19 protein-coding genes are annotated in these 11,403 nt (G+C 37.6%); all 19 read left to right on the top strand.

Annotation, left to right across the window (positions count from 1 at the left end; all coding sequences use genetic code 11):
* Positions 1–20: 20 nt before the first annotated feature.
* Positions 21–398 (top strand): hypothetical protein, encoded by a 378-nt coding sequence (locus ACXAC4_RS25985; RefSeq protein ID WP_475167641.1) that lies wholly within the window; start codon positions 21–23, stop codon positions 396–398.
* A gap of 110 nt (positions 399–508) precedes the next feature.
* A complete protein-coding gene (locus ACXAC4_RS25980; RefSeq protein WP_475167639.1) occupies positions 509–958 on the top strand; it encodes a lysozyme inhibitor LprI family protein in 450 nt (149 codons plus the stop codon).
* A gap of 121 nt (positions 959–1,079) precedes the next feature.
* The gene (locus ACXAC4_RS25975; RefSeq protein WP_475167638.1) at positions 1,080–1,934 is read left to right on the top strand and encodes a leucine-rich repeat domain-containing protein; all 855 of its coding nucleotides are present in this window, start codon (positions 1,080–1,082) and stop codon (positions 1,932–1,934) included.
* Positions 1,935–2,042: 108 nt separating this feature from the next.
* A complete protein-coding gene (locus tag ACXAC4_RS25970; protein WP_475167636.1) occupies positions 2,043–2,318 on the top strand; it encodes a hypothetical protein in 276 nt (91 codons plus the stop codon).
* Positions 2,319–2,419: 101 nt separating this feature from the next.
* Positions 2,420–2,782 carry a hypothetical protein gene (locus ACXAC4_RS25965; protein WP_475167634.1) on the top strand — a complete coding sequence of 121 codons (363 nt, stop codon included), beginning with the start codon at positions 2,420–2,422 and terminating at the stop codon, positions 2,780–2,782.
* A 494-nt stretch (positions 2,783–3,276) separates the two neighbouring features.
* Positions 3,277–3,594 (top strand): hypothetical protein, encoded by a 318-nt coding sequence (locus ACXAC4_RS25960; protein WP_475167631.1) that lies wholly within the window; start codon positions 3,277–3,279, stop codon positions 3,592–3,594.
* Between the two features lie 121 nt (positions 3,595–3,715).
* Positions 3,716–4,141: a hypothetical protein gene (locus ACXAC4_RS25955; RefSeq protein WP_475167630.1), complete on the top strand. Its 426-nt coding sequence runs from the start codon at positions 3,716–3,718 to the stop codon at positions 4,139–4,141.
* Between the two features lie 112 nt (positions 4,142–4,253).
* A complete protein-coding gene (locus ACXAC4_RS25950) occupies positions 4,254–4,811 on the top strand; it encodes a GNAT family N-acetyltransferase (protein ID WP_475167629.1) in 558 nt (185 codons plus the stop codon).
* A gap of 116 nt (positions 4,812–4,927) precedes the next feature.
* Positions 4,928–5,281 carry a hypothetical protein gene (locus tag ACXAC4_RS25945; RefSeq protein WP_475167626.1) on the top strand — a complete coding sequence of 118 codons (354 nt, stop codon included), beginning with the start codon at positions 4,928–4,930 and terminating at the stop codon, positions 5,279–5,281.
* A gap of 84 nt (positions 5,282–5,365) precedes the next feature.
* Positions 5,366–5,647: a DUF7710 domain-containing protein gene (locus ACXAC4_RS25940; protein ID WP_475167624.1), complete on the top strand. Its 282-nt coding sequence runs from the start codon at positions 5,366–5,368 to the stop codon at positions 5,645–5,647.
* A 124-nt stretch (positions 5,648–5,771) separates the two neighbouring features.
* A complete protein-coding gene (locus tag ACXAC4_RS25935) occupies positions 5,772–6,041 on the top strand; it encodes a hypothetical protein (protein ID WP_475167352.1) in 270 nt (89 codons plus the stop codon).
* A gap of 121 nt (positions 6,042–6,162) precedes the next feature.
* Positions 6,163–6,639, top strand: coding sequence for a hypothetical protein (locus tag ACXAC4_RS25930; RefSeq protein WP_475167621.1), 477 nt, complete (start codon positions 6,163–6,165; stop codon positions 6,637–6,639).
* Positions 6,640–6,749: 110 nt separating this feature from the next.
* A complete protein-coding gene (locus tag ACXAC4_RS25925; protein WP_475167619.1) occupies positions 6,750–7,163 on the top strand; it encodes a hypothetical protein in 414 nt (137 codons plus the stop codon).
* Positions 7,164–7,301: 138 nt separating this feature from the next.
* The gene (locus ACXAC4_RS25920) at positions 7,302–7,592 is read left to right on the top strand and encodes a hypothetical protein (RefSeq protein WP_475167617.1); all 291 of its coding nucleotides are present in this window, start codon (positions 7,302–7,304) and stop codon (positions 7,590–7,592) included.
* A 783-nt stretch (positions 7,593–8,375) separates the two neighbouring features.
* Positions 8,376–8,807: a hypothetical protein gene (locus ACXAC4_RS25915; protein WP_475160449.1), complete on the top strand. Its 432-nt coding sequence runs from the start codon at positions 8,376–8,378 to the stop codon at positions 8,805–8,807.
* Positions 8,808–8,925: 118 nt separating this feature from the next.
* Positions 8,926–9,471, top strand: coding sequence for an NADAR family protein (locus tag ACXAC4_RS25910; protein ID WP_475167614.1), 546 nt, complete (start codon positions 8,926–8,928; stop codon positions 9,469–9,471).
* 102 nt (positions 9,472–9,573) lie between these two features.
* On the top strand, positions 9,574–9,969 hold the full coding sequence (locus tag ACXAC4_RS25905) for a hypothetical protein (RefSeq protein WP_475167612.1): 396 nt from the start codon (positions 9,574–9,576) through the stop codon (positions 9,967–9,969).
* 26 nt (positions 9,970–9,995) lie between these two features.
* Positions 9,996–10,787 (top strand): DUF4328 domain-containing protein, encoded by a 792-nt coding sequence (locus tag ACXAC4_RS25900; RefSeq protein ID WP_475167610.1) that lies wholly within the window; start codon positions 9,996–9,998, stop codon positions 10,785–10,787.
* Between the two features lie 117 nt (positions 10,788–10,904).
* A complete protein-coding gene (locus tag ACXAC4_RS25895) occupies positions 10,905–11,336 on the top strand; it encodes a DUF695 domain-containing protein (protein WP_475167607.1) in 432 nt (143 codons plus the stop codon).
* Positions 11,337–11,403 lie beyond the last annotated feature (67 nt).

Here is an 11,403-nt window from a genome sequence, read left to right as displayed (position 1 = left end):
ATGTTGCAAGGAAAGCCTGATTGAAAATTCTAGTATTACTGACTCTATTTTTATTTTCGTTTAGTTCATTTGCTTGTTTTTCTCCACCAGAAGGCTTGCGTGAACAGCATGAAATGCAAGCCACGATCTACTTTTTCTCTGCAATTACTTTCTTAATTGGCTCATTATTCTTGCGTGCCCTATCAAATAAAAGTAGGCTTTGGATACCCTTATTATTTATTTCATTATTCACTTATATACCTGCATTTCTTTGGCATGTAGGCACGCATTCTGGTTCTTGTGGTATGCCAGAATTAGTTTTTGCATTTCAGGTGTTTGCTGGAGGCATGTTTTTAATATTTACCTATGAGGCTATAAAATTTTATAAATCTAAAAAATCAGGTAAATTAGCAACATAACAAGCGCATCAATGAATGGACGTCTAAAGCTTGGCTGGCGCTCGTTCCTCGCTATTTTAGCCAAGCTTAATCCGCCCATTATGCGGGCGTTATAATTTACAGGGTAGTTTGTGCGTAAAATTCTGATTTTATTTCCAATAATTTTTTCAACAAAGCTATATGCTGAGGGAACATGTCTTGAAAACTCAATAACTCAGCATGATATGAACCAATGCGCAGGTTTGGACTTGAAGTCTGCTTCGGCAGAACTGCAGCGCGTTCTCGCAGAGATCAGAAAGCATTATAAACACGAGCCTGAGTTTCTAGAAAAGCTAGATAAATCGCAAAAAGTTTGGAGTTCGTTAGTTGATAGTAACTTGGAAATGTTATACCCATTAAAAAATAAGCAAAAAAACTACGGAACGGTTTTCCCTATGTGCTCTGCTTTTGATAGAACAGGCTTTATTATTCAACGGGTAGCATTCTTAAAAAAATGGTTGGTAGGTCATGGTGATGGTGAAGTATGCGGGGGATCAGTTTATCATTCTTATTGTTTAAGTAATGATTGCAGTAAATTATAACAAGGCCGTTAAACAAGGACACAAAACAGCAGGCTGTGCTCCTTCGTCGCAAATTTTAGCCAGCTATTTTGTGCCGTTTACGATAAGCGTTAGCAATACATGGAGACTTCGTTAGACTCTGATGGAATATACAATCGTAGAAGATGATGTCGCGGGAAAACGAATTAACTTAAGTTCACCGTTAACGAATTCAGTTATAGATTTTATAAATGAACATAACCTCAAATCCATATTATTGAATCAAAGGCTTGGTTGGAAGAGCCAAGAATTGAGCCTTTTAACTAAAATTAAAGATCTCAAATGCCTCTATTTAATGGATGACGAAATTGAAGATGTTTCGGTTATTGGGGAATTAACTAGTTTAGAAAGCTTAACTTTGGAATGTACGCGCATAAAAAAAGGGTTCGACTTTTCTAAACTAGAACGACTAAACCGAGTAAGCATTGATTGGCGTCCTTGCCTTGACAGCTTACACCATTTAAGTACCTTAAAAGTTATAAGAATTGATAAGTACAAAGCTCAAGACTTATCAAAATTTGTCGCGTTGCAAAACTTACAAAGGTTAGATTTGGTTATGGGAACATTTCAATCTTTGATAGGTATCGAGCTGTTTCCAAATTTAGATCAGTTGATGCTTTATCGCTGTTCAAAGTTAACTGATGTTTCTTCTATTACTGGGATCAGCCTAAAAGAGCTTGAAATTGAATCGTGTAAAAAAATAGCAAATCTTGAGGTTATATTTGAGGTTCAATCCCTTGAAAAACTGATAATTGATAAATGCCATGAGCTAGATTCAATAGCTGGTATTTCTAATTTATCCAAGCTAAATAAAGTTACTGTTGCCGACACCTCGATTCTAGATGGAGATATGACAAAATTTGGGCTACTCCACAATAAAGGTGTTAAGGTCTGGTTTACAAATAAAAAGTATTACTCTCATAGGCTGGAGGATTTCATTGGAAAGCCTGAGTGGTGAGGTATTGCTAACAAGCAATTAAACAGGGATTAAAAACAGTGGGCTCTTCGCTTTGCTCGATTTTAGCCCACTATTTTTAACCCGTTAATTGAACGTTAGGTATAACCTTTGAAAACTGTAAGATGTCCTAAACATGGAAAGCAAGAGGTTGGTGTAGCCTGCATTCATATTTTACTTGCACTAGATGAAAATAAGACTGTTGGCTTTTACACTAAAGACTACAATGACTGTGCTCGCCCTTGGGCTTGGTGTTCAGATTGTGAACATGAGCTTGTTAAACTCGGGGACAACGACAAAAGAAGTTGGATGCGGAGAGCTAATTTTAAAGTTGTTTGTTGCAACTGTTGGGATGAGGCAAAAGCACTGTCTAGCGCTAATGGGTAATACCTAACAAGTGCCTAAACCAAAGGACGCAAAACAGCAGGCTTGCGCTCCTTCGTCCCTAACTTTAGCCTGCTATTTTTCGCCGGTTAGGCAAACGTTAGTTGCCATGGAGGCTTCAAATCAAATCCTCAGATTATCCAAAACTAATCGGTTCTTTAAACAAAGAGAAGAAAATTCTATTTTATGAATTATTGGCGCATCGTTTAACTATCGCAGTTCGAGATTTTTGGTCTGAGGAAAGCACTTCTGATGTCACTAAGGTTTCTCAAATGAAATGGATCAATGAAATACTACACCGTGTCACAGCCAAAATAAGAGTAGAGCGATTACAGTTACATGAATGGTCAGAAGATAGCTTTAATCAAATGATTATTCGGTATGTTAAGCAGGAACCTACCATTGCATCAATGGTAGGTTGGTCAATCCGAGACGCATATGAAAAAGTATGTGATGATGGCAACTAACAAGTTAATTAAACAATGGACGCAAAACAGCAGGCTTGCGCTCATTCTTCGCTTAGTTTAGCCTGCTATTTTCCGCCGTTTATTAAGGCGTTATATGCCTAAGAGAATTCATCATCAGCAAGCTTCTTAAGATGACATTAATTCCGTTTGTTGGACTTCTACTTTTATTTTGCTTTAGCTGGTTTTTATTATCTGGTAAGCCACTTTATGCATTTAGTTTTGGTGGCGTATTTGTATTGTTTTTTGCCGAACATGTTTTCAATTTTATTAATCGAACAAAAGTACGTGGCATTCGAAAGTTATCAGGCACAATAATTCAAAGGCCTATATCTTTCTTACTACCAGTTTTTATTTTACTTTGTTTGTTTTGTGCATTCGGCATATAACAAGTTAATTAAACAATGGACGCAAAACAGCAGGCTTGCGCTCATTCTTCGCTTAGTTTAGCCTGCTATTTTTCGCCGTTTATTAAGGCGTTATGTACCTAGGGTGATATGAAAACACTGATTTCAATTTTACTTTGTTCTTTGTTGGCTGCATGCGGTTTCCAATCTATCAAATTGGTGGGTTATGGTAAAAAACTCGATGTTCCTGTCTATGAGGCCTGCTTCTATGAGAAATTTGAAGAGTATCGGTCATTAACTAGTTATTTGCTCTCCGTAGAAGTAGAAAAAGCTGAAGGGCAAATTACTTACTATGAATTAACAATTGATGGAACAAATACAGAAGACCCAGATGAGGTGTTTACACCTAAGTCTTTTAAGGAATCAAAAGAATTTATGGAAAATATAGTTAATGAATGTTCTGCTTAAAGCGGTACATAACAATGCAAATTAAAACGCGGACAAAAAACAGTTGGCTTTGTTCGTACCTCACAAATTCTAGCCAACTATTTTTAGCCGTTTATTTGCGGCGTTAGGCATAGGTTTTAGCATGGAAGTAAAATTCGGGACAGGATTGGATAATATAAGGTTTGGGGTTGATCAAGTTACCCTAAAAGGCCTCATAGGAGAGCCTAACAAAATTGACACCGATAATGATGGGCTTCCGCTTCTCCAACACAACAAACTTAAGTGTACGTTTTGGATGGATGAAACTGATAGGCTTCATTGGATTCAATGCTCAAATCCGGCGCTATTAATTCAAGGGGTTAAAATTATAGGTTTAGAGGTGCTTGTTGCTATTTCTGAACTCAAGTCAATTATTGAAACGCCTTTTGAATTTGAAGATTATGGAACAATGGAAAGTTACTCCTTTCCAGAACAAGAGCTTGAAATTCAATCTGAGTATGGAGTTGTAACTACAGTTTGTTTTGGTCATTTCTGGAAAGGTGATGAACCGTTGTATACCAATGCCTAACAAGGCCGTTAAAAAAGGACACAAAACAGCAGGCTTGTGCTCCTTCGTCGCCAATTTTAGCCTGCTATTTTGTGCCGTTTACGGCAAGCGTTATATTTCAAGGAAGATTTAGATGCAATTTCCAGAATTAGAAACATCGCGATTAATTCTTAATCAACTGACGGAAGGTGACGGGATTGATTTATTGGAAATTTTTTCCGATGAAAACGTAGTCAAGTATTACGATATTGATGTTTACGAATCACAAGAGCAATCATTGAAGTTGATCGAATTTTTTAATAATCGCTTTACTGAAAATGCAGGCATTCGCTGGGCAATTCGAATTAAAGACTCAGGTAAGTTAATTGGTACCTGTGGTTTCAACTCATGGAACCCAAAAATGAAAAATGCTGGTATTGGATACGAGCTATCATCCAATTATTGGGGGTGTGGCTATGCATCAGAAGCAATACACAAGATATTAGACTTCGCTTTTTCAAATGAAGCTCCATTTCCTGAACTGTACAGGGTTCAAGGTGATACTATGCTTGGAAATGTTGCGTCAGAATCGGTCTTAAAAAAATTAGGCTTTAGAGAGGAAGGGATTCGGCGTGCAAGCGGCTACTGGAAAGGCGACTTTCATGATTTGAAGTGCTTTGGATTAATCAAACCTGAATTCATTGAAATATAACAAGCTGTTTAATGAGCGGACAAAATTACGCTGGCTTGGTTTCGCTCCGCTTCACATTATAGCCAGCATAATTTTGCCCATTAACAGGGCGTTAGGTTACCAAAAGGGGTGGTGAATTGTTCAAGATAATTAGAAGTATTTTGGCCTTTCCATTTGAACTATTTATAACACTACTTGGGTATGGCATATTTATGTGCTTCTATTTACAAATAGTATTAGTACCTACTGTTTTATTTGCCTTAACCTCGGCATTTTCTTTGGGTTACACAGATTACGATACAGCCGTAAACATCATTTATGGTTCAAGTTTTATTGGTGCGTTAATTGGCATATTTTGGGCAGAGCGCATCCGGAAAAAGTATTCTATTTTTGGGTTTCATGGTTACTTAATCAATCACCCTGAGATTGATGGCTGGCAACAATCAAGTAAGGGTATAGTTTTCAGGAACGGTAACCTAACAAGCAATTAAACAGGGATTAAAAACAGCGGGCTCCTCGCTTCGCTCAATTTTAACCCGTTAATCGAGCGTTATAAGCCCTTTGGAGTTTTGTGAATGAAGTCGGTATGGGTGTTCAATAAAAACAATGCAGATTTTTCTGGCGGTGTTTTCAGTGAGCTCGAATTAGCTGAAAGTTGGATAAAAGAAAACTCACTAACTGGAATTCTAACTAAATATCCACTTGATCAAGGTGTATTTGACTGGGCTGTAGAAAATGGCATGCATAATATTAAGCCCGAAAAACTAGCTGAAAAAAGTAAACAGCCCAATTTTATTGGTGGCTTTACTACAGCTACTCAAGAACATTATCATTACGAAAATGGTGCTCGTTCATAGGGCTTATAACAAAGCAAATTAAAAGTGCGGACAAAAACCAGTTGGCTTTGCTCGTACCTCACAAATTATAGCCAACTAATTTTTGCCGTTTATTTGCGGCGTTATGTGCTCTAATAGGTCGGTGATGGATATACCAATTGAAGATGAATTAAAATCTATTTGTATTGAGATAGTGAACCAAGACTACTCAACTCATCAATGGCTTGAAATAGAGTCGAGCGATATGTTTCAGTCCCCTTCGTTTGTTGGTGGCTTTGACGCTGATGAAATGGAGTTTTGCTTTAGTTATTTCGATGAGAATCGTACTGAATTTTGGTTCCAGTTTACTTTAGACCAAGCAAAGTCAATTTCAAAAGGTGAAAGCGTTAAGCTGTCAGGTTTAAAATCTGAGTAAAAGCACATAACAAGTGCCTAAACCAAAGGACGCAAAACAGCAGGCTTGCGCTCCTTCGTCGCTAATTTTAGCCTGCTATTTTTCGCCGGTTAGGCAAGCGTTATATTTCTATGTGGTAGCAATGAGTTTAGTTGAACAAATTAAGTCTGTAGATTGGGGTAAGTTCAAAGGTATTGAGTATTACGAACCTAACGATGTTGCTCCAGCTTTAATTGCCTTAGTAGATTTAGATGACGATAACTGTAATGAAGATATATACAACCAAGTGTTATTTGCCATTGGAAATAACCATGGTGGTACATATTATTCAGCGATTCAGGAAGCTTTAAGATTCATCCTAATTACAGCTATCGATGGAAATAGCGAGGTTTCGAGAAATTGCGCACTCGAGATGGTGACCGATATTTATTGTGCATTTGGCCCTGAACTAACTCAAGAAACCTTTCACCTATATGACAAACTCAAGTCTAATGTGAAAAAAGAAGTTGAAGAGCTTTACCCCAAGCTAATGGAACTTGCTAGTTTAAAAAGTGAAAGCCAGCGTAATCGTAAATTAGCTTTAGATTTGATAGGGGCCATCGAAGATCCTGAATGCTAGAAATATAACAAGTTAATTAAACAATGGACGTAAAACAGCAGGCTTGCGCTCATTCTTCGCTTAGTTTAGCCTGCTATTTTCCGCCGTTTATTAAGGCGTTAGCTCTCAATATGAAAAACACCGACGAATTTTTAGAAGACAGAATTAGGTGGCGTGCTAAGCAACATGGTATCCCAAAGCAGAGGACATTGTTTTGGGAGGAGGTCTTGGAAATACCAAGTATAATTCTGTCTCCCGAGCTGGGCGATCCGGTTCTGTTTTCTAGTTCAGGAAAAGAAGACTTTATTGTTCTTTGTACCCGAGGAGCAGCGGTTAAAAATGAGGGAGTCGATTCTTCATTCATTTATAGCGATGTACATGAAATTCGTGATGTACCACCTGATATGCCTAGGAAGATCAAGGCGGAACTCTATCAACTTGTTGTTGTATTGAATGATGGTAATCGCGTTACGATATCTCCAGAACCACATGGGCCTGCATCTAGTATCTGGAATATTTTGCTTATGCTACAGAGAATGAGCTAACAAGTTGCTTAAACCGATGCCAAACACTCTGCGCCTTTTGTGTTTCGCTTCGCTCAGTATTACACAAAAGGTGCTCCTTGCTTGTCACGGTTTAGCAAGGCGTTAGCTTTACTCTGTATATTTGTGAAGGATTACACAATGACAAAATATTTAAGTGATTTTTTTGATACTTCAATTGAATTTCTAGAAACATCAAAAGGTATGTTCTTTTTAGGTGCTTTTCTAGCTCTGTGTTTTATTTCTTATGCATCGAGTAAGTCAGGTATTTTACTTGCTCCTGGAGTATATTATTTTGGTGCAGCAGTACCATCTGGTTTTCTTTTTAGAGCTGCTTATTTAGAAAAGGCTAGAAAGTTAAAAATAGTTAAATACTTATTCTTTATAGCTTTTACAGGGTGGGTTTTCTTGTACACACTCAGCTTTTTGTAAAGCTAACAATGCCGTTAAACCAAGGACACAAAACAGCAGGCTTGTGCTCCTTCGTCGCTAATTTTAGCCTGCTATTTTGTGCCGTTTACGGCAAGCGTTAGCAGCCAATCGATATTCGATAATCCAGCGCCAAGGTTTAAGGGCGTACGCCCAGTACTATTTTCTCAAATATTGGTTTGTTTTGGTGTCTTATTTGGAAGTTCTTCAACTTACTAAAGTACAAAAACAAAACTAAGGTGTTTTCAGGTTTTCTTTAATCAGTTAAAGTACTTACATAAAGCAAATTGGGTACATGTCGGCAGGTGTTTTTACTTAGGTAAAGTTTTGTAGGCTAACAAGTGCCTAAATCAAAAGGACGCAAAACAGCAGGCTGCGCTCCTTCGTCGCTAAGTTTAGCCTGCTATTTTGCGTCGGTTAGGCAAGCGTTATTTAAATCGCTGTCTTTAAAATGGTTTTCACTTCAAGTATTTCCTTCAAATTAGCTTTTAGGTACAGTGGCGTAATTAAGTTTTAAGTTGGTCTTGGCTTTCCGTTTTTCAATTTAAGCTGTGACCAGAACCATTATTCACCAGTCTAACGCTTCTTTGCAATTTTGGGTTTGGTGAGTATTTTTATAAATAAAAGTTTAGCTCGCTGGTGCAGGCGCAAGCGCTTTGAAAACGGTGTGTCAACGCATAACAAGGCGCTAAACTAGGACAAAATTAAATAAGCTCGTCGCTTCGCTCGATTTTAGCTTATTCAATTTTGCCTGTTAGCTAAGCGTTATATTTCAGGGAGAGATTGGTGAAAATTTTTACTGTCTTTATTCTTTTCTTTAGTTCCTTGCTGCAAGCAAATGATATTGTATTTCTGGGGTCACCTTTTTCAGTAGTCGAAAGCGAAAAGTCATGTGATAAATATGTAGAAAGCGGTATTTGTATGGATGTTGCTTTTGAATTGAAATATAACGTCTACGAATGGTACAACGAAAACCCTGAACCAGAAATTATTGAGTTTATAGGGTTCACTCATTCAAGTGGTTTACCTAAATTCACTTCGTTCAACTTCGCTTTGGTGCACTTGAAAAAGGTAAATGATCATTATTTGGTAAAAGACATCAAGCCTGTGGTTGAATTAGAAGACGAGTATATTATTTGTGTAGATAAGCAACTGCCATACTTTAGCGAGTGTAAAAATAGGCAATCAGTTAAGAGCTACTTGGACCTCAGCAACTGAAATATAACAAGTTAATTAAACAATGGACGCAAAACAGCAGGCTTGCGCTCATTCTTCGCTTAGTTTAGCCTGCTATTTTTCGCCGTTTATTAAGGCGTTATACGTTTAGGGAAGAAATGTGTTAATCCAATCCAACGACCAATTAATCGAATTTATTTCAAATGGTGGCTCCCCTAAATATGTTTATTTTTGGGGACATCAAAAATCCAATTCGGGCGTGACAAAGTCATGCTTTAGTCAATGGTATGAAGCTGAGTTTCAAGAAAACGGTGTTACATTTAAAACTGCTGAACACTACATGATGTACCATAAAGCTAAGCTGTTTGGTAACGAAGAAATTGCCAACAAAATCATAGAATGTAATCACCCTGGTGAAGCTAAGCAGTTAGGGCGAAAAGTCACGGGGTTTGACGATGTTGTATGGAATAATAACCGCTTTAAAATAGTAACGAATGCTAGCAAATTAAAATTTGGTCAAAACCCTGAATTGCTTACTTTCTTAACAAATACAGGTTCACGAATTCTTGTAGAGGCTAGTCCTGTTGATTTTATTTGGGGTATAGGTTTAGCTGCTGATAACCAATTGGCTGAAGACCCAACTAACTGGGCAGGGTTAAATTTGTTAGGCTATGCGTTAATGTCTGCTAGAGAGCAGTTGGCATAAACGTATAACAAATTAATCAATAAGGACATAAAATCATAGGCTTGCCGCGAGGCGGCAGTGTAGCCTATAATTTTCTGCGTATTATTAAGGCGTTATATACCTATGGATGCATTGAAGAAGCTTCAAGAAAGAAATAACAAACATGCGAATCATAAAAGAAATTCTATTTGGAGCGTAGTTTGGGGGCTGTGTCTATTGAGCCCACTATTTGTGAGCTCTGGGTTAGAGTTTTATCATTCATTTAAAGGTTTAACTTTCGAGGCTCTACATCCAGCAGTTGTTCTTTTTGCAATCTTTGGTTTTGGGCTGCCTTTGGCATTCATGGGTGATTTAATTTTACTTAATCGCCCAGCTAAACTTCTGTTGTTAGTAATAGCTGAATGTTGGTTTATTTGGTTTTGGGTCGTAACACCACTATCGTGGCTAGCTTTTCTTCCATTAGTTCCAACGTATATTTGGGTCAAAATTCAACTGTCAAAAAATAAGCTACAAATATAGCCGGTATATAACAAGTTAATTAAACAATGGGCGCAAAACAGCAGGCTTGCGCTCATCCTTCGCTTAGTTTAGCCTGCTATTTTCCGCCGTTTATTAAGGCGTTAGCAGTACAGGGAGAAGTATCTATGTCGGGAGAAGTTTTGGAATTTAAAAATTTAGACAAATTAACTAAATGGGTAAAATACTTTTTATATATTCAGGTGGTTATTGCCTTAATTTCTATTACTTCGAGTTACATGGAGTATGGTTTATTATCTGATTACAAAAATGGTGTTTACACGTCCCAAGAGCTAGCAGTGGCTGATGGAGAAGCTAGTGATAAGAGACAGCAAATTGTAGGTATCATTTACTTAATAAATTTCATCATCTCAGGGTTTCTCATTTTAAAGTGGATTTATCGCGCAAACTATAACTCACATCGGCTAGGCGCTGAGAATATGGAATTCACCTCTGGTTGGTCAATTGGTTATTACTTCATACCAATTTTAACACTTTTTAAACCTTATCAAGCAATGAAAGAGATTTGGCAAACGAGTCATAACCCTAAAGAGTGGAGTCAGGTAAAAGTTAGTAACATATTACCCGCTTGGTGGACTATTTGGTTAATAAATAACTTTTTAGGACAAATTATATTTCGTACGGCTGGCGATGCTGAGGGAATAGATCCATTAATGAGGTTAAATCTTATTACGCAAGTATCCAATGTTCTTGATATTTTATTGGCAATAGTCACATTTACATTAATTGTTAAAATTCACGAAAAGCAAATGCAAGCTTTCGAAAGTACTGCTAACAAGGCCTTAAAGCCGGATTCGTAACTGTTGGCTCGGTTCCGCTTCGCTACACATTATAGCCAACAATTACTCACCGCTTGAGGCGGCGTTAGCTATATGTTCAAGTATCTTTTATCAATTCTAATTCTGGGAGTTTCATTCATGGCGTGGTCAGAGGAAACATGGTCTGTTGGTGAAGCAACAATTCAAGGAAAACCTCTCGTTTATAAGTTCATGAATGAGTTTCCTGATGATAGTACTCGTTCAAAAATGGAGTGGCTGACCGTAGTTTCATGGAAGTATGATGGCTCTACTAATAACGGGATGCCGCCAAAGCATGTGAATGAACTTATGATCAAACTTGAAGATGGCCTTGAAACAATCAAAGGTCGGGAAGAGCTCTATTTCGACGTATACTCAGCGACAGGAAATGATCTTAAAGAGTTTGTATTTTATATCGCAGATAGGGAGAAATTCATGAAACAGTTTAATGAAGCCTTATCTGGTCATGAAGTTTATCCTATCGAGGTTAATTTCTATCAGGATAAAGAGTGGAGCGATCTTAAAAAGCTTCAGGCTGATTTCGGCATATAGCTAACAAACGCTTAAACCAAGGACGCAAAACAGCAGGCTTTTGCTCCTTCGTCGCTTATTTTAGCCT

Source organism: Pseudoalteromonas sp. AWM4_233, assembly GCF_056158285.1.
The sequence above is the reverse complement of the archived record's forward strand: the minus strand, read 5'-3'. Positions and strand labels throughout refer to the sequence as shown.